Source organism: Variovorax boronicumulans, from assembly GCF_029892485.1.
Taxonomy (GTDB): Bacteria; Pseudomonadota; Gammaproteobacteria; order Burkholderiales; family Burkholderiaceae_C; genus Variovorax; species Variovorax boronicumulans_B.
Genome location: NZ_JARXVG010000023.1, coordinates 43279 through 62273, shown reverse-complemented (window position 1 = coordinate 62273; position 18995 = coordinate 43279). Strand labels below are relative to the sequence as shown.

Below are 18995 nucleotides of genomic sequence, written 5' to 3'. Positions count from 1 at the left end.
AAAACACAAAGGCCGCTTACATCGCCGAGACCAAGCACAGCTTACGCACGAGAGAGGCGGCTGCCGAGCTTAAGCGCCAGCAAGGCACGCAGGACTTGGCCAAGGCCGGTCAACGTGAGCGACTGACCACGCTCAAGGCGCCGGTGGCGGGCACGGTGCAGCAGTTGGCCGCGCACACCGAAGGCGGTGTGGTTACGGAAGCTCAGCCGCTGATGGTGATCGTGCCCGACGGTGCACAGGTGACCGCTGAGGTGACGTTGGACAACAAGGACATCGGCTTCGTCAGCACCAGTCAGGAAGCCACGATCAAGTTGGAGACGTTTCCGTACACGCGCTACGGCACGGTGAACGCCACCGTGAAGACGGTGACGGCGGATGCGGTCAATGATGAAAAGCGTGGGGCGATCTTTCCGGTAGTGATGAACTTGAGCTCAACAACCATCGACGTGGATGGCAAGACGATCAAGCTGTCCCCGGGGATGAATCTCACGGCGGAGATCAAGACGGGCAAGCGGCGGATTATTGAGTTCCTGTTCAGTCCTGTGCAAAAGGCAACAAGCGAGAGCCTGCGGGAGCGGTGATGCGGGACATCAGAACTTTCCGGAGCAGTTCGGCCATCTGGTGCACGTCTGGCGCGACATGCCGAGGCCGTTGCCGGGCATCTCATTGGGCACGAGCGCCGAGTTCGTCGCGCCCAGCATATTTTCGAGTTCACGGTGAAAGACAAAGCAAAGCATGGCGCGAGACATGACGATCCGAAGGATAAGATTTCTTCAAAAAACCAAGATTGATCGGAGGCATCGATTCGACATCGCGTCAGCAATCGACTCGATGCGATGGTGTGTCGCCTCGGCGAAAGTCGACGGTCAATTCGGACTGAGCATGAAGGCGGTGGATCATGCCTGATCTAAGCATTCAATTCCTCGCCAAGGCTGCGGTACTGGCGTTCATCGCACTGTTTGTTGTTCTGATCGCGCTGTCGCTTTTTCGGGGTGGCACCTGGAAGCTCAAGCTCTTTTACGTGACGGTGACTGTGCTGGCCTTCATCAGTCCCAAGATCCCTGATTTCTTTCCGAACAGGGATTTCGAAAAGAAGTACGCCAAAGCCAAAGCCGTCTTCGACGAACGGTGCAAGACCGCAGGGGAAAGGATCTACAGGACCGTCGATGACGTGGAGGGAGTGCTGCTGCTGAACGTGCGGCCAGCGGCAAACACGAGCGTTGACGGCGCAGATCCAAATTGGCCAGATGCTGGACTTCCCAACGAGCCCGGAGGAAAAAACTACATCGCCAATTTCCTGCAATGGGAACATCACCAAGACAAGCGCAGCCCAAGAGGGTATCTCAACCAGGACCCTTCCGATCTACCGGGCTACCGCTATGTCGATGCCAAAGACAAAGACGGCGTGGTGTGGCGATACACCCTTGCGAAGCGCGACGAGCCGAGCTACCCGTTTCCCACAAAGACTGAGGTCAAGGATCAGCCCGCGCGCTATGCGGTGTCTTTCACCAATCTGATCGATCCGGAAGATCGAAAGCTATGGGTGGCTGGAACCACGGTATCCGTGACCGATACGCAGACGGGCGAGATTCTTGCGCAAGCCACTTGGTATTCGTTCGATCACGCATTGGGCGGCAGCACCGGAGGGCGCCTGCCGTGGAGCAATGCCAAGAGCTGCCCAGCGCTGCAGAGTTGGTCTGCCAGAGCGCCAACTCGTTATTTTGTTGATCAAGTCTTGAAACCGAAGAGGGAGAACTGAGATGGCTACTGAAATCGCAAACTATCTGAAGTATGCCAATCTGCAAATCGCGGCTGAAGCATTCATTTCGCCCAAGGTTGCGCCACCAGCCACTCCAGCAAATGGGGAACTCCTAGAGACGGTGCTATTGGACGGCAACGACCACACCAGCAAATTCACTGCCACCGACGCTGAATGGTTCGTCAAAGACTGGGAGGTGGTGCAACACATCAGCAACACCACCACAGGTTTTTCGGGCACGTTGTTCCGGGCATTTCAAGACGATCCCGAACGAGGCGTGGTGAAAGGCGAGTTGGTCATGTCGTTCCGCTCCACAGAGTTTGTGGACGACTCGGTGCGCGACAACCAGGCGACGAACTCGCTGGAGATCGCAGACAAAGGCTGGGCGTTGGGTCAGATCTCGGACATGGAAGCCTGGTACGCGAGCCTGAAGCAAAGCGGCAAGATCGCGCCAGACGCATCGTTCACTGTCACCGGCTACAGCCTGGGCGGTCACCTCGCAACCGCCTTCAACCTGCTGCGCCAGGAGGAGACCAGCACTCAGGGCGCGCGCAACCCCATCGCGGCCACCTACACTTTCAACGGTGCGGGCGTGGGCAAGCTCAAGGACGGCGTAAGCCTGAGCAGCGTGCTGGACGTGTTTAAAACCGTGCGCGATGGAGGTGCTGCCTCTCTGTTCAAAACGACCGAGGGACGCGATCTTTATCTGAAGCTCAAGACCGAGCTGGGGTCGCATCCCGACACGGCCAAACTGGGCACGGCCTTGGCACAAGCCACCGCGGCACTCAACGACGCCAAAAGGCTTTCTCCCGCCGCCAACTACCCGCTAGCCTCGGATTTTGACTGGCTGACCCAGGCGCTCAAGCGCGCCCGGATCGTCGCGCAGGAGGTCGATCGCTTGACCGGCCTGAAGAGCTCGACCGGGGAAGCGCCGTTGCAAATAGGCCGTGATGCCGTCGCTGCGGTGGAACTGGATTATCAGTTGGGCGTTGTCATTGCCAGTGAACGGACCGAGGCGTATTCGAAGGGAAACGTCCTTCTCAGCGAGTCCGGCGCCAACAACACCCTGTTCGACGAGCGCAACGTCGCAGCTTCGCCCATTGCGGGTTTTCATGACATCTACGCGAGCAACTATCCATCTGCGGTGTCCAGCTCGCAGATGCACTACGGTCAAGCCACAGGAGTAATCGTGGAGGACCAGGCGCTCATGCGCGGCGACTATCTGGCCAGGGTTCTCTTAGAGACCGGGTTGACGGCGGTGAGGGACTTCGATCTCAAACTTCTGGTCAATCAGTACGACCTGAATGACTTCGGCGATACACATAGCTTGGTGCTCATCGTCGATTCTCTGAGCGTGCAGGATGCCTTGGCTCGGCTCGATCCGAGCTTCACTTTGGCCGCCTTCGTGCCGATCATGAAAGCGGCCACCCAGGCGGTCGGTACTGCGGCGACGCCCGGAAAGCTTCAAGGCCTCTCCGAAGGCGATGCCCTGGAAAATCTGGTGAACGCTCTGGTTCGTACTTTCGGCGTCGATGTGGCGCCTCTGAAGGGCAACACCAGCGGTAACACCTGGTTCGAGATGGCCGACAAGGACGGCTACAGCGGGCGCGAATCGCTGCACGCCGCACTCAAGGCGATCATCACCAGCCCTGTGTTCCAGAGCCTCGTAGGCAAGGCGAGTGTCACGCCCGCGAGCGGCGACATGGTGTCTCGCGCCAAGACCGACTTCGGCGCCTTTCTGGCGCTTCGAGATCTGAGCCCATTTGTCGTCGGCGCGACCGATCCGGCCGTGTTGGACGCGCTGAAGACGGCGCATGGCGCCGAAGCGGTGGATTGGCAAGCCGACAAAAACGCGCGGCTGTACGGCGACACTGGTTACGGCTACACCTACACGGACACTTGGTACGAGGACCGTGCCACGCTGCTGGCGGCCATCGTCGAGCGCAACACGAGGAACGTTGAGAACAGTGTCGACAGCGCTCGATTCCCGCGGGACCGCGCCTATGAATTGCACTGGGCCGATGAACAGGGCCGCGATCAGGCCCTGTTCGCCGAAAACAGCGCCCGGCCTGGAGGAAAAACCCGCCGTGTGGCCAATCAATTGATCGCTTTTGGCGACGACAGGGCGAACACACTGGTTGGTAGCGATATCAACAAGCTTGGAGATCATCTCTATGGGGGTGGCGGCAACGACACCCTTAGTGGCTTTGTTGGCGACGACTATCTGCAAGGCGATGCGGGTGACGACCGACTCGAAGGCGGCGCGGGCAACGACACCCTCCTTGGCGGCCAGGGTACCGACAGCTACGTTTTCGCCGGTAGCTGGGGCACGGACATCATCGAAGACGGCGATGGCCGCGGCGCCATCGAGCTCGAGGGCTTCGGCCGATTGACGGGCGCTGGTGCCCGACGGGTGGCGACCGATGTTTGGCAAAGCGAAGACCGCAAGCTTACCTACACCCTGATGGCGGTGGAGGCGGGGCGCAGCGACCTGCACATCCATGTGGCCGGGCGCGATGGAGTCATCGTGGTGCGCGACTGGAGTGCCGGGCGCAGCCTAGGCATCGCTTTGCCGGACACTGATGCCAACCCGGCAGCCACGAACGAGATTCGCGGCGATATCCACAAGCTGGTCAAGGACGGCGCCTACACCACTGATGCCATGGGATACGTCGGCGCGGGAGGCGAGGCCGACGCAGCGGACATCATCATCGGCACGGCCGCGAACGAGCGCATCCTCGGGTTGGGCGGCAACGACGGGCTGTCCGGCGCAGGCGGCGATGACTTCATCGACGGCGGCGATGGCGATGACCTGATCTTCGGAGGCTTCGGTCGCGACACCCTGCACGGCGGGGCTGGCAACGACGTGATCGAGGGCAACACCATGGGCCAGATCAATCGCCCTTTGTCGGTCGGCTTCAGCCCGCCGGTCGCCGCCGGTAGCATCGAAATCGCTCGGGGCTTCTCGTGGGTGGTATCCAAGACCCCTGCAGTGCCTTACGAGACGTTCTACACCGTGGGTACATCGAACCTGCCCGGCTTCTCGGGGGCGAATGCGTATGTGGAGTCCACGGGCAACGTCATCGAGGGTGGTGCGGGCAACGACCTGATCTTCGCGGGCACCGACGCAGACGTGGTGCATGGCGATGAGGACAACGACACCATCATAGGACTGGAAGGTGATGATGTGCTGTTCGGCGATGCCGGAGATGATTTCATCGCGGGCGAGGGTAGCCAGTGGGGCGCCGACGGCACTTACAGCACGCCGTTGGATGCGCGCGGCAATGACACGCTATCGGGCGATGACGGTCGCGACACGCTGTACGGCCAGGCCGGCGATGACGTGCTGTACGGCGGCACCGACAACGACAGCTTGTGGGGCGACTATGACGGTTCTCCTGCGGACGACACGCTCCAGGGCGATGACTTCCTCGATGGCGGCGAAGGCAACGACCAATTGACCGGCGGCGGCGGCGCCGACCTCCTGGCCGGCGGCGTCGGCGACGATTTGATGTGGGGTGACGATGGTCTGGAGAACGCCCCAGCGGCGGTGCATGGTGATGACACCCTTGAGGGCGGTGAGGGCAACGATCAAATTCACGGTGGTGGTCGCGACGACATCCTGCTGGGCGGCACCGGCGATGACCTGCTGTGGGGCGACGGCGAGAGTCTGCAGGATGTGCCAGCAGGCGTTCAGGGCAACGACACCCTGGACGGCGGAGATGGCCGCGACCAGCTCGTGGGCGGTGGCGGCCGGGACGTGCTCCTCGGCGGAGAGGGCGATGACGCGATGTGGGGCGATGGCGAGGTAGACCTCATCGCGCTCTCGGCGCACGACGATGACATCCTGGAAGGGCAGGGCGGCAGCGATCAGCTTACCGGCGGTGGCGGGGATGACCACCTCGACGGCGGTGAAGGCGACGATCGTCTCTTCGGGGACGAAGGCAACGACACGCTGATCGGAGGGGCCGGCACCGACCTTCTCAGCGGTGGTGCGGGCGACGACGTCTATGTCTTTGCCGCGGGCGACAGCCCGCGCAATGCCAAGGGCGAGTCGGAGACGCTGGACGACAACGAAGGAAGCAACGAGGTCATACTGCAAGGCGCACAGTCCGGAACGCTCGTTGTACGCACGGACGGCAAGGGAGCCCTGGTGCTCGACACCTCGCCCATTGACCGCATCGCCGTCGTCGGCGGCGCGTCCAACAGCAACAATATCTACCAGCTTGACGACGGCACTTCGTACACCTACAGCAGCTTGGTTGGCAATTTCGCGCCGGGAGCTATGCGGACCAGCGACTCCGCTGGGCGTGAACACGTCCTGGGCGGCAAGACCGACGAAGACCTCGGCGCAAGCACCGCGGGTGCGATCCTGAGCGGAGGACGTGGCAACGACACGCTGAGAGGCTCTGGCGGTGACACCACCTTCCTGTACGGGCTGGGCGATGGCACCGACACCATCGCCGCAAGCATCTGGAGCAGCGCTCCGAGCACGGCGGCGGGCAACCGCTTGCGCCTGGGTGCGGGCATCGTCGCGAGCGACCTGCGCTGGAGCACCGACGTCAACGGCGATCTGGTCATCCAAGTCGGAGCCAACGCCCTAGACCGTATCACGCTGGCGACCCTGGACCAAGGTGCTAGCGGCACCACCGCGCCCATCGAGCGCATCGAGTTCGCCGACGGCACCACTCTGAGCCTGGCTCAGGTGGTGGCGAGTGCATCCGCCTCGAGCGGCGGCGAGGACAACGACGAGCTCGTCGGCTCGAACCTCAACGACACCCTTCGCGGCCAGGCGGGCAATGATTCGCTCACCGGCTGGGGTGGCAACGACCTGCTGGAGGCAGGCTCAGGTCAGGACTCACTGTCCGGCGGCGCTGGCAACGACATCCTGGACGGTGGCGCGGGCGCCGATACGATCCAAGGTGGCGCGGGCGACGACGTGCTGCTCGGCGGCCAGAGCAGAGATTTCATGTACGGCGACGACGGTAACGACACGCTCGATGGCGGTGGTTCCAATCCGCGCATGGCGGGCTTCGGTGACTATCTCGAGGGCGGAGACGGCAACGACACCTACCTGTTCAATCGCGGGTACGGTCCCATGAGCCTCCGTGACTTTGGCGCGCCCGGCGCGAGCTTTGACCGCCTGGTCCTCGGTCCGGACATCGCACCCTCGGAGGTGACGCTAACGCGTGGAGACGATTACCAGCTCTACATTCGTGTCAACGGCACCGATGACGTGGTTGAGGCCGTGAAACAGTTTTACCCGGTCTATGAAGACAGTCTTGCAGACGAACGGATCGAGGAGATTGTCTTCGCGGATGGCACTGTGTGGGATCTCGCGCAGATCGCCGCCCGGGTGCAGGAACTCGATTCTCCTGCCGGGGAAAATCTCGGCGCGGGCGACGGGGACGACCTCCTGCAGGGCGGCACGGGCAACGACACCTTGAGCGGTGGAGGGGGCAACGACACCTTGCGAGGCGGCCTGGGCAATGACCGTCTCGAAGGCGGCGCGGGCAACGATGTGTATGTGTTCGAGTTGGGCGGCGGCAAGGACACCATCGGCAATCTTGACGACGCGCCCACCCGCGTGGACGAATTGCACTTTGGCGCGGGGATCGCGCCGTCCGATGTGATCGCAACTTTCAACGGACAGTCGGACCTTCTGCTGAGTCTGCGGGGGCGCTCGGACAGCGTGACGATTGAACGCTTCTTCGCGCAAGATGGCGATGGCCGTGGCAATCAGCGCATTGATCAGGTGGTTTTCCCCGATGGCACAGTCTGGCACGCCGCGGATCTCGTCGCACGCGCACGTGCGACGACTGACGGGGACGACGACGTTCGCGGACGCGCCGGCCCCGATGTGGTCCAGGGGCTGGCGGGGGTCGACGAGATCAGTGGCGGTGCAGGGGACGACACGCTGGACGGTGGTGCCGACGACGATCACCTGATGGGGGGCGATGGCAATGACCTCTTGCTCGGTGGCAGCCAGACCGACGATCTTGAGGGTGACGCGGGCAACGACACCCTGCAAGGCCAAGACGGCGACGACGACCTTGCCGGCGGTGCGGGCTCCGATCTGCTGCAAGGCGGTGCGGGCAATGATTCGCTGGATGCCAATGGCTCTTCGTTGCATGTCATCGGAGAGCGCGACACGCTCGACGGTGGCGCGGGCAACGACCGTTTGTTCAGTCGCGAAGGTGACCAAGTCTTTCTTTTTGGGAGAGGCGACGGTCAGGACACGATCTACCGAAGCAACTACTACGCCCTCGACTTCGATGTGCTGCGTTTCAAGGCGGGCATTCTGCCGTCGCAGGTCATCGTCAGGTATGTGTTCGATGAACGCTCGTTTGGCGGGGGCTCTTATTTGGAGCTGAGCATTGCTGGCACGAACGATCGAATCACTACGAGAGATTTCTTGGACGACAAGGGAGAGCTCAGCGCAATGACGGCGATTCAGGAAGTCCAGTTCGACGACGGCACCACCTGGGATGCCTATACGCTCGTGGCCATGGTGACGTCGCAGGCGCCGATGCGCGGCACCGAGGGCGGCGATGTGCTGCAGGGGGCCTCGAACTCGCAGATGCTGTTTGGCCTGTCGGGTAACGATGTTGTCACCGGCGCAGGTGGTGACGACTGGCTCGATGGAGGCAGCGGCGACGACACGCTATCGGGCGGATTTGGCCGCGACACGTACGTCGTGGACAACGTCGGAGACGTGGTGTTGGAGGCGTCAGACGAAGGCATCGACACGGTCGCCGCACCCGTGGGCTGGACTTTGGGGGCGAATCTGGAGAACCTGAGGCTGACGGGCAGCGCGGCCATCGACGCCACGGGCAACGCGCTGGACAACGTGCTCTTGGGCAACGCCGCGGCCAATCGCCTGGACGGCCAAACCGGTGCGGACACCTTGAATGGGGGCGCGGGTGATGACACATACATCGTCGACAACGTGGCCGACGTAGTGGTGGAAGCTGAACGCGGTGGCTTCGAGACGGTCGAATCCAGCGTGAGTTTCACGCTGGATGACAACCTCGAGAACCTCAAGCTCACAGGTGCCAGCGCCATCGACGCCACCGGAAACGCATTGGACAACTTGCTCGTGGGCAATGATGCGAACAATTCGCTCGTTGGCGCAGGTGGAAACGATACGCTCGATGGTGGCGCGGGCGATGACGTCCTGGCCGCCGGCGCTGGCGATGACACCTACATTGTCGACAGCGCCTCGGACGTGGTCACCGAGAGTTCGAAGGCTGGCACCGATACCGTCATTTCAAGTGCAAGCTTTACCCTGGGCGTCAATGTCGAGAACATGAAGCTTGCCGGTGGCAGCGCCATCAATGCGGTGGGCAACACCCTGGCCAACATCCTGACGGGCAACGACGCGAACAACACGCTTGATGGCGCGGGCGGCAGCGACACGATGCGCGGAGGCCTGGGTGACGACACCTATATCGTCGACGCGACGGGTGATCTGGTCGTCGAGGACCAGGGGCAAGGCGTCGATCTCGTCCAAAGTACAGCAACCTATGCGCTCGGTGCGAACGTGGAGAACCTGACGCTCACGGGGATCAAAGCGATCTCTGGCACAGGCAACGCGCTGGACAACGTGCTCACGGGCAATTCGACAGGCAACACACTCACGGGCAACGACGGCAATGACCTCCTAGACGGCCAAGGCGGTGCCGACTCGATGGTAGGGGGAGCGGGCGACGACAGCTACGTGGTCGATAGAACCTCGGACGTGGTGAGCGAATTGGCCGGCGAGGGCTTCGACCGGGTACGAAGCAGCGTGACCTACACACTTGGCGCCAACGTTGAGCAGTTGACACTCGTCGGTGACAACGCCATCAACGCAGCAGGCAACGCGTCCGACAACACTCTGGTGGGTAACGCCGCAGCCAACACGCTCAACGGCGGCGCGGGCAATGACATCCTCGAAGGGGGCGGGGGCAACGACATTTATGTCGTGGATGCTGCTGGTGATGTCACCGTCGAGCAGGCCAACGAGGGCATTGACCTGGTCCAATCCAGTATCGGTTTCGCGCTCGGTGCCAACCTGGAAAATCTTACGCTCACGGGCTCTGACGCGATCGACGGCACCGGCAACGATGCGGCCAACGTGCTGACCGGCAATTCGGGCGCCAACGTGCTCAACGGTGGTGCGGGCAACGACAGCATGGTCGGCGGCGCAGGCAACGACATCTACGTGGTCGATGCGCCCGGCGATGTCGTCACCGAAGGCGCCAACGCGGGGACGGACCTGGTGCGAAGCGCCGTGAGCTACACCTTGGGCGCCAACATCGAGAACCTGACCCTCACCGGCACGGGCGCCGTCAACGCCACAGGCAACTCTGTCGCCAATGTCCTCAACGGCAATGCCGCCGCCAACGTGCTGGATGGTCAGGGCGGCGCTGACACCATGAAAGGCGGTGCGGGCGATGATATTTACTACGTCGACAACGCGTCCGACCTGGTCACCGAACTGGCCAACGAAGGCACCGACACTGTGCTTGCCAGCGTGAGCTCCACGTTGGGCAATGAGGTCGAAAACCTGCGTATCAATGGTGCTGGCGCCCTCAACGCAACCGGCAATGGCTTGGACAACGTGCTGTATGCCGGCGCGGGCAACAACACCCTTGACGGCGCGGGCGGCAGCGATACAGCCTCGTACCTGTATGCGAGCTCGGCCGTGGCCGTAAGCCTGGCCAACACGGCAGCGCAATCGACGGGCGGCTCGGGCAGCGACACGTTGAAGAACATCGAGAACTTGCAAGGTGGCAACTTCAACGACACGCTCACGGGCAACGCGAGTGCCAATGTGCTCGATGGCAGTGCAGGCAACGACACCTTGAGCGGCGGCGCGGGCAATGACACCTACCTGTTGGGTCGAGGCGCTGGCACCGATACCGTCACCGAGAACGACGGCACTGCCGACAACACGGACCTGGCATTGTTTGGTGCCGGCATCTCGGCCGATCAGCTGTGGTTCGCGAAGGCTGGCAACAACCTCGAAGTGAGTGTGATCGGCTCGGGCGACAAGTTCGCGCTGAACAACTGGTACCTGGGCAACCAGTATCACTTGGAGCAGTTCAAAACGAGCGACGGACGCATGCTGAGCGACAGCAACGTGCAGAACCTGGTGCAGGCGATGGCGAGCTTCTCGCCGCCCGCGGCGGGGCAGACCACGCTGCCGGCGAACTACCAGAGCAGCTTGAACACTGTCATCGCGGCCAATTGGCAATGAGACGACCCTTCGGCGCGGCCTTGAGGGGATGGTGATGAGGATTCTTGTCATCCATCAGAACTTCCCCGGGCAGTTTGGTCACTTGGTGAAAGCCTGGAGCCAGCGTCCCGGGTGGGATGTTCGCGCGCTCGGCAGCAGTGGGGCTCCGGGCTTGCCGGGCTTTGACAAGCTGGTGCGTTACCGCCCGTCCCGGCCCGTGCAGGCGCGGCAGCACCACTATCTGAAGCAGATGGAGGACGCGACGCTGCATGGCCAGGCTTCTGCAAGAGCGATGCTCGCCCTGCGTCAAGGAGGGTTCACCCCCGATGTGATCCTGGCGCATCCGGGGTGGGGCGAGACGCTCTATGCGAAGGACGTCTACCCCGATGCCCGGCTCATCCATCTCTGCGAGTGGTACTACAACGCCGAAGGCGCCGACCTGGGATTCGATCCTGAGTTTCCGCTGAGCTTCGATGACCGTGCGCGCGTTCGCACCTGGAACGCGCAGCACGCACTCAATCTCGTGCAATGCGATGCGGCCGTGAGTCCGACCCATTGGCAGCGCAGTCGCTTTCCAGACATCTTGCAATCCAAGATCGTGGTGCAGCATGAAGGGATCGACACGCAGTCGCTTGGACCCAATCCGCAGGCACAGGTCACAACGCCAAGCGGGGTGGTGCTCAAGGCTGGCGATCCTGTGATCACCTATGTTGCCCGCAATCTAGAGCCATACCGTGGATTCCATATCTTCATGCGGGCCCTGGAGCGGATTCAGAAGGTCCATCCTCAATGCCACGCGCTGATCGTGGGTGGCGATCAGACGAGCTACGGACGCGGCCCGCGCGATGCGGCGAACTGGCGCGAGAAGATGCTGAGGGAAGTCACGCTGGACCCCTTCAGGACACACTTCCTGGGGCGTCTTCCGCGCGAGCAGTATCTGCGCGTGTTGCAGGTGTCAGCGGCTCACACTTACCTGACCTATCCATTTGTGTTGAGCTGGTCGCTGCTGGAGGCCATGGCCTGTGGCGTACCGATCATCGCCTCGGACACCGCGCCGGTTCGCGAGGTTCTGCGTGACGGATCGAATGGCCGGCTTGTGGAGTTTTTCGATTCGAAGGGGATTGGACAGAATGTCCTAGAGGTACTCGATGACTTAAAGTCCCAACTGCCATTACGCCGACAGGCGTGTGCCGATGCGAAGGAGTATGGGCTTCAGGCTGGATTGCGTGGCTACGAGCAACTGTTCCAGGTTCGCAATGCCGAAGTTCATTTGAACGGCCTGGATCATTGCACTTAGCTGTCGCAAGTGATCCTGGAGGAGGCGCCGAGATCCGGCCGCGTTGATTGGCTCGATAAATAAGCGCGCGAGCGTGCCCACACGCCGCAGCAGCGTTAGAAGAAATTCATTTCACTGGCTGAGGAAACTTGGCGAATCGACGACCCTCTGCGTAGCGTGAAAACCACCCCGAGGCATCTCAAAATCCAAAACGACAAGATAGTCAATATGAAGTATGCGAATGTGGCTCGGGTGACGGCAGCACTCTTTGCCTCAATAGGTCTGAACGCGCATGCTGCAGAAGTTGCTGCATGCGACCTGATTCACAGTGATGCAGCGTTCATGCTGATTCGGGAACCGATCAAGCAGCACACGCCAAATCGAAAATTTGAGATTGGCGATGGAATGAAATTTTCGAACTGTATTTTTTTCGGCGATCGAAGCAACCTGAAGGTTTTGCTGATCGAGTATCCCGATGCATCTGCGGCGACCAAGGCATTCTCAGAAGGTACAACCAACACCGATTTCCTAACGTTTTCATTCGAGAGAGGCTTAGGGGAGAAGGCCGCATGGTGGAAAGGCGGGGCCGAGGCGTACGGCTACACCGTACTCAAAGGAAATCGATTCTTGTTGTTCGATTCACGTTGGAAAGATGCAATTGATAGCGTTGGATTGAAAGGGCGGCTCAGGCCGCTTGTCGCCGAAGCGGCGCGAAAGATGTAAGTGGACTCGACGCAAAAATAACGCCCCGTTTGGGTTCGAACTGCAGCTGTACTCTCTGCCTCATGGATCGCGCTGATTCTTGGGCTCGTCACGAATGCCGTGCTGGGTGCGCCGACGTTCGAGGCCGCTGTGAGCGTGCCATGCGGTCAGTTCTTGCTGCCAATTGCTGCACCGGTCGAGAAGGCGCTCCAGAGAATGGACTCGCGCATGTCCTTCCCCTTTGTTCGATGGCAAGACGCACGTTCCCGTGAAGTCATAACGCCGTTTCGCCGGGGAGAGCAGGCGCTTCACTGCGACGCCATTGATAAACGAGCCAAGCTGTTCTTGCTTGGAGCTCATGCGGGTTCAATCCTTCCGCGAGTTTCTGTGCATTGGGGCGGTTTGGCTGCTATTGCTGGTATACCTTGCTTCACGAAGATATTGAGTATCCCGTGGAGGCGCGCGCCGTGTGTGGAATTGCTCGACCCGGTACTGTGCCGCCTGGGTCGAGGCGAGAGCGAGAGGGGAAGGTGAGCGGCGCTCGAAGCGCAAGGTCGAAGGCGTGGGCGGGCGACCCCTCAGTGCTTGAACCTGGACTCGCGCTGGGCTCGCAATGCCAGGATGAAGACGGTCTCGATCTCGGCCAGGTAACGGTACAGCGCGACATAGCCGCGGTTGCCCTTGCCAATGATCAGCTCGCGCTTTCCACCCCTGACGGGGCGGCCGATCAGCGGGCTGCGCGAAAGGATCTGAATGGCCTCGAGAATTTCCCCGACCCGGTCCGCCACATCGGCGACCTGGTGCTGTTCCAGATGGTCGATGAATCGGTCGATGTCGTCCAGGACCCCCGGTGCCAGCTCGATGCGCACCATGGGCCGGTCAGAGCCCTGGCCTGCGCGCCAGAGGCCGGCGAGGTTTCTGGCCGGCCGCACGTGCCTTCAAGTAGGCCGCAGCGTCCTCCAAGGCGACCGATTCGCCGGTGCGCTGCAACGCAGCCCATCGCTTGTCCGCGATTCGATGCAGTTCCTCGTCCAATTCGCTGCGCTCGACCATGTCGGACAGAGCGTCCAGGATGAACGCATGCGAAGACCTGCCCGACCTCGCAGCCGCAGCCGCGATGCGGGCCTTGAGCTCATCTTCAAGGCGGATGGTCGTTGTCGACATGTTGATGGACCTCATGACGTTGGCGGTGATGCACACTGTAGCACACTTGTAGCACATCGGGCCTTCGGCTGCCGTGCCGGTCCGGCTGTGACTGGCTGGATCATCGGGGGCGCTGCGGCCGCAGCTGGAGATCGCCAAGCTGCTGGCGGAGCATGCGGCGTTCCGGTTTCTCGGCTCCTATCCGAGGCGGTATTGACGCGGGCGCGGCGCCGCAGCGCTTTGCGGGGAGTGGGTTGCCCGGCGCCGGCTGAGCGGAGGCTCGGTCACCTCGCGTCGTTCTTCCGTTCATGCCCATCGCGCGCTTCGAGGTCATCTGGCGCAAAGGCCGGCCAAGGTCCGGTCGCTCGGCGCGGGTTCAGCGCCCGGTCGACGCGCGAAGCCAGTTGTCCAGCACCACGCCGGGCACGCGCGCGAATGCTTCGTGTTGTCCGTGACGATGATGGCGCCGAACGCCAGCGCGTGGGCCGCGATCATCTCGTCGAAATCGCCGATGGGCGTGCCGCCCGCTTTCCGCTGTGCACGCAGATCGCCATGTCGCAGCGCTGTGTGCACGTCCTAAGGCAGGACCGGCCCAATGCGCAGGAAGTGCTGAACGATCCGATGCAGCCGCACAGCCGCACAGCCGCACTCGGACGGCTTCGCTCGCCGCATTTGTGTCGAGCATGTACAGCGTCATTCCTTCCTGCCTTCGAAAGGGACGCAATTGCTCGCTCTGTTCGCGCGCGTTCAGAAGTCTGGAGAAACGATACCCAGTTGCTCCCGCATCTGATGAACGCGCGCCAGTGCGCCGGTGCGCGTGTGGACAGGATGACGGCGCCGGTCGGGTCGGTGATCGGCGAATCCAACATTCCTCCGCCGTTTATCACACGAAAGAAGCAGGCGATCGCTGGCAAGTAATGGGTTCGACTGCTTCCAAGAAGCGCGCAATTTTTAATCATTTTCGCGACGACTTGTAGGTCGACTAGATTGGCGCTTCCGAAGAAGGATGCGCACAAAAGCTGCCCTTCGACGGATGTTCGAACGACAGGGGTTCAACGAAAGCGAGCGCAATTCATCGATTCCAAATCCAAACCTGAAGGGATAGAAATGACAGTCTCAATTGATGTTGTGAAGCAATTCGCACCGATCGCGATCTTCAGCCAGTACGAAGCTTATTTTCCGTGCAGCATCGACTATCTACTGGGCGGCAAGAACTGCAAGCTGCAGGTTGATGGGGGCCCCACCATCAACAACCCGACGCAGCAGGATCTGTGCGATCACCCGGAGGGCGCCAACCACGTCATCATCGACCCGAGCCAATACCCCGGCACGCTGAAGAACGATCCCGGCGGCACGCCTCTCTACTATGCGGTGCAGGAGTTCGACGACGGCATCGAGATCGACTACATCTTCCTCTACGCCTTCCAGGGCGGGCAGACGTTCTGGGCGACGGCGCCGTACCCCTTCGATCCCGTGACCTGGGACTATGGCGTGCACCAGGGCGACCTGGAACGGATCGCCGTGCGGCTGGTGCCGGCGGAGGGCGGCGGTTATCGCATCCTGGAGGTCTGCTACGAGCGCCATGGCGACGAGACCTGGTTTCCTCCGGGGCAGGTTCCGATGCTGAACGGCCGCATCGTCGTGTACCCCGCGATGTATGGCCATTCCTCAACCAATATCCAGATGCAGGTTACGGGCAATCACAAAGGGTGCCCGGTCGTCGACGACGGAAACTATGTCGCGCTGCAAGTGGTGAGCGTGCTGGCGCCCCCTCCGCCGCCGGATGCGCCGCTCTGGAATCCCGCCGATCCGTGGTCCCTCGTCATCTGGAGTCCGGCCGAGCAGTCGCCCCTTGTCCAGATCGGGCTCGACTGGAATGGAAATCCGGTGAACGATCAGGTCTGGGCCAAATATGCCGGGCATCTCGGTCAGCTGCAGACGAACTCGCTCGTGAGCGGCAACTACTGGGCCGGCGGCAACCTGTCCGGCGCGGAATGGGCCTACCTCAAGACGATCAACTTCTTCGCTTCGCCGATCCTCAAGGACCTGACGGTGGGAGAGGGGCCGACGGGGCCGGGATCGCGGTACTGGATCAAACCGGGCAGCGGCCAGATGTCAGGCAACGAACTGCTGGCGGTCTGGGCGAACGACAACGTGGGGATCACAAGCGACTCTTTGGCGCGCTTCGCGCTCGACCTCACCGGCTCGGGTTCGGATGTGGTGCTCGATCTCTGGAGCAACAGCAAGAAGGTCGATGCCACGATCTTCAGCCCCGACGGCCAGTCCGGCTTCACACGCACCGGCGGGATGGCCTCCAACGCTCCCCAGGAGGGCTACAACGCGATCGCCTGGCTCTCCGCCGGGCTGCGCAGCGGCGGCAAGGAACAGGCGCTGCAGCTGTACAAAGGCGGGCATAGTCACCTCGGTGTCATCGTGTACGGCTCCGACGGCGGTCATGATCTAACCGTCTTGCAGCAGCACGACGATACGGGCCAGGGGTGGGGTTTCGTGAACTTTTCGGTCGCCGACCTGCGGGGTGACGGGACGGACCAGGTGGTCCAGTTCTGGGACAACGGCAAGGTGGGGGCGATCGTGTGGGGTGCCAACGGCGACGACTGGTTCGCGAACCTGAATGCCGGGAGCAGCAATCTCGGCGAGGGGCCTGATGCCCTGGCCTGGCTGGTCGCAGACCTGCGCGGCGACGGCAAGCAGGAGATCATCCAGCTCTGGCACAACAAGTCGAATGACCATGTCGGGGCCGTCGTCTATGGCTCCAGCGGCAACCAGCTGTTCGCCAAGCTCAGCCACCAGGACGATCTCGGCGAGGGCTACGGGGCCATCGCCTGGTGCGTGGCTGATATCAACGGCGACGGGCGCGACGAGGTCGTCCAGATCTGGAACGACAACGGCAAGGTGTTCGCCAATGTCTTCGGCGCCAATGGCAGCGATGGCCTCACAGAATTGTGGAGAGGCAATCTTGACCAGCCTGCGGACACCGTCACCTGGCAGGTGGCCGATCTCGACGGCGACGGTCGCGATGAGATCGTTCAACTGAGAAACAGCGGCGGCAACCTCGCTGCGATCGTCTATGGCGGTGGCTCGGGCAACTCCCTGGCGGTGCAGTCGACCAATGGCGATCTGTACGAGGGCCCCAACACGGCGGGGAACCCGGGCTGGCTGTCAGGTAATTTCAAAGCCCGCAAGGCCGGCGAGGTGGTGCAGTTCTGGGACAACAGCGGCAGTTTGGGGATGATTGCCTACGGCACCGCACAGGGCGCTGGCGCCGGGGCGGCATAGCGATCGCGAACGGCGTCGGCATGTGCTCCCTTGGGAGACGATCTATTGCGCGGTGCAGTCTGGGCCGGTCTGCAGCGAGCGGCACCATATCAGGGGAGACGCGACCATGAGATTCGTCAACGAGGGGAAGCGCCGCGGGCAGAGTCTCTACTATTCCTCGAGCCACGATGACGAAGAGAACTGCGCGCTCTGCACGGTCGCCGGTGCCATCAACCTCACCATGGGACGGGCGACTCTTTCGACCAAGATGGTGGCGCAGAGGTACCCGAAGGGGGGGATGACCTTGGGTTCCACCCCCGATGAGCAGATCCAGTCGATCCTTTGGCTCGTCGAGGACAGTACCCTGCGGGAGAGTGACTACTGCGGAAAGCGCCCCTACGCCGAAGCTGCCGCGTGGATGGCGGGTTTTGAAGACGGAACGGTCTATGCGATGTGGATCGAGGGCTTCCTTCGCGGAAACGGGAAATCCTGTACTCACTGGCTCAATGCGCTGAAGGCAGGCGGTGTCGTCCGGTACTTCGATTTCCAGGCGAATCGAAAAGTGGCTCACGACCATGCGAGCTACAGCGGAGGCGGGCTGAACCCCGCGACGGCTCTGGTGCCCATCTGTGCCATTGCGACCCAGAGCCAGCCAGGTGTTGGAACCAGCGTTCCCAGGCCGAACCTTCAGCGCACGGATCAGTACGGTGCCTTCAAGCCGGCCGACGCCGTCTGCCGCGTCATCGCTTTCCCGCCACGCAATCCGACCGCAAGGCAGGATGTGCGCACCGTCTTCAGCTAGGAAGTTTCTGTCGATTCCCGCGGCCCCGGCAGGGAAGAGTTCTCAGCGGAGATCGACCGAGTGAGAACAGGGCGACCCCCGCATCGAGGAGCGCTGCCGGCCTGACGATCCGGGCGTTCGGGAACGAAGGCAATCAGCATTGGAAGAGCGGCAGATGGAGTGCCCGCCGGGGCCAGAGGAAGCGGGTCAGACCTGATCGCGTTTGAATGCTTCCTTGCGCTCGTGCCGCTCAGCATTGAACGACTTGCTGAGCGTCGAGGACAGTTCTTCCTGGCGCATCTCTTTCCCGCACGCCTGGCACATCGGACCCAATCCCGGATCCTTTCCGCACGGAACGTGCGTGTAGCGAATGGCGACCTCTTGTTCCCTGGACTTGCACCAGGTCTCACCCCACGCGCGAAATGCCAGGAATACGGGGTAGAACCCGAGGCCCATCTGGGTGAGGTGGTATTCGTTGCGCAGCGGCCTGGTGTTGTAAGGCCGGCGTTCGATCATTCCGTCTGATTCGAGCTTCTTCAGCCGACTTGCCAGCATCTGGGGCGTCGCCTGAATTTGCGCCTGGATCTCCTCGAAGCGATGGCTTCCGAGGAACAATTCGCGCAGCACCAGAACTGTCCAGCGGTCGCCGACGATTTTCTGCGCCAGCGCGACCGGGCAAACGGTGTCCTGTGTCACCGATGGCGACGCATTTCCAGCCATTGTTTTTCCTCGAATTTCATGTACCTATGATAATCATAGGTATAGTGGTTATGTTCGCGAGAGGGCTTGTCAACCGGTCGCGAGCCGCGGCATCAGCTGATGCACCGCGAACAGA

General features: G+C 61.9%; 12 protein-coding genes. 8 read left to right on the top strand and 4 right to left on the bottom strand.

Features of this window, described 5'->3' with window-relative positions; all coding sequences use genetic code 11:
• The 5 genes from M2282_RS30255 to M2282_RS30235 form a co-directional block, all read left to right on the top strand.
• The coding region (locus tag M2282_RS30255; protein ID WP_280812464.1) for an HlyD family efflux transporter periplasmic adaptor subunit at positions 1-581 on the top strand (581 nt) is incomplete at its 5' end.
• 317 nt (positions 582-898) lie between these two features.
• Entirely contained in the window at positions 899-1759 is an 861-nt protein-coding gene (locus M2282_RS30250) for a hypothetical protein (protein WP_280812463.1), read from the top strand.
• A gap of 1 nt (position 1760) precedes the next feature.
• Complete coding sequence (locus tag M2282_RS30245) at positions 1761-11003, top strand: calcium-binding protein (RefSeq protein WP_280812462.1); 9243 nt, start codon at positions 1761-1763, stop codon at positions 11001-11003.
• A 34-nt stretch (positions 11004-11037) separates the two neighbouring features.
• Positions 11038-12279, top strand: a complete 1242-nt coding sequence (locus M2282_RS30240; protein ID WP_280812461.1) for a glycosyltransferase family 4 protein — start codon at positions 11038-11040, stop codon at positions 12277-12279.
• A 156-nt stretch (positions 12280-12435) separates the two neighbouring features.
• A complete protein-coding gene (locus M2282_RS30235) occupies positions 12436-12981 on the top strand; it encodes a hypothetical protein (protein ID WP_280812460.1) in 546 nt (181 codons plus the stop codon).
• A gap of 60 nt (positions 12982-13041) precedes the next feature.
• Here M2282_RS30235 and M2282_RS30230 read toward each other — a convergent pair whose 3' ends face one another.
• The 3 genes from M2282_RS30230 to M2282_RS30220 form a co-directional block, all read right to left on the bottom strand.
• A complete protein-coding gene (locus tag M2282_RS30230; protein ID WP_280812459.1) occupies positions 13042-13320 on the bottom strand; it encodes a hypothetical protein in 279 nt (92 codons plus the stop codon).
• Between the two features lie 218 nt (positions 13321-13538).
• The gene (locus M2282_RS30225) at positions 13539-13832 is read right to left on the bottom strand and encodes a type II toxin-antitoxin system RelE/ParE family toxin (RefSeq protein ID WP_280812458.1); all 294 of its coding nucleotides are present in this window, start codon (positions 13830-13832) and stop codon (positions 13539-13541) included.
• A gap of 7 nt (positions 13833-13839) precedes the next feature.
• A complete protein-coding gene (locus M2282_RS30220; protein WP_280812457.1) occupies positions 13840-14124 on the bottom strand; it encodes a ribbon-helix-helix protein, CopG family in 285 nt (94 codons plus the stop codon).
• Between the two features lie 414 nt (positions 14125-14538).
• Here M2282_RS30220 and M2282_RS30215 point away from each other — a divergent pair, with 414 nt between their 5' ends.
• The 3 genes from M2282_RS30215 (at position 14539) to M2282_RS30205 (ending at position 18181) form a co-directional block, all read left to right on the top strand.
• Positions 14539-15021 (top strand): hypothetical protein, encoded by a 483-nt coding sequence (locus tag M2282_RS30215; protein WP_280812456.1) that lies wholly within the window; start codon positions 14539-14541, stop codon positions 15019-15021.
• 702 nt (positions 15022-15723) lie between these two features.
• Entirely contained in the window at positions 15724-17400 is a 1677-nt protein-coding gene (locus tag M2282_RS30210) for an FG-GAP repeat domain-containing protein (protein WP_432422955.1), read from the top strand.
• A gap of 106 nt (positions 17401-17506) precedes the next feature.
• Complete coding sequence (locus M2282_RS30205; protein ID WP_280812454.1) at positions 17507-18181, top strand: hypothetical protein; 675 nt, start codon at positions 17507-17509, stop codon at positions 18179-18181.
• Between the two features lie 186 nt (positions 18182-18367).
• Here M2282_RS30205 and M2282_RS30200 read toward each other — a convergent pair whose 3' ends face one another.
• A complete protein-coding gene (locus tag M2282_RS30200; protein ID WP_280812453.1) occupies positions 18368-18856 on the bottom strand; it encodes a winged helix-turn-helix transcriptional regulator in 489 nt (162 codons plus the stop codon).
• Positions 18857-18995: the final 139 nt, after the last annotated feature.

Bases quoted from the DNA above. Each gene is read 5' to 3' on its own strand.
- M2282_RS30250 (WP_280812463.1), top strand. From the start codon at position 899: ATGCCTGATCTAAGCATTCAATTCCTCGCCAAGGCTGCGGTACTGGCG.
- M2282_RS30245 (WP_280812462.1), top strand. From the start codon at position 1,761: ATGGCTACTGAAATCGCAAACTATCTGAAGTATGCCAATCTGCAAATC.
- M2282_RS30240 (WP_280812461.1), top strand. From the start codon at position 11,038: ATGAGGATTCTTGTCATCCATCAGAACTTCCCCGGGCAGTTTGGTCAC.
- M2282_RS30230 (WP_280812459.1), bottom strand. From the start codon at position 13,320: ATGAGCTCCAAGCAAGAACAGCTTGGCTCGTTTATCAATGGCGTCGCA.
- M2282_RS30225 (WP_280812458.1), bottom strand. From the start codon at position 13,832: ATGGTGCGCATCGAGCTGGCACCGGGGGTCCTGGACGACATCGACCGA.
- M2282_RS30220 (WP_280812457.1), bottom strand. From the start codon at position 14,124: ATGTCGACAACGACCATCCGCCTTGAAGATGAGCTCAAGGCCCGCATC.
- M2282_RS30215 (WP_280812456.1), top strand. From the start codon at position 14,539: ATGCTTCGTGTTGTCCGTGACGATGATGGCGCCGAACGCCAGCGCGTG.
- M2282_RS30210 (WP_432422955.1), top strand. From the start codon at position 15,724: ATGCTGAACGGCCGCATCGTCGTGTACCCCGCGATGTATGGCCATTCC.
- M2282_RS30205 (WP_280812454.1), top strand. From the start codon at position 17,507: ATGAGATTCGTCAACGAGGGGAAGCGCCGCGGGCAGAGTCTCTACTAT.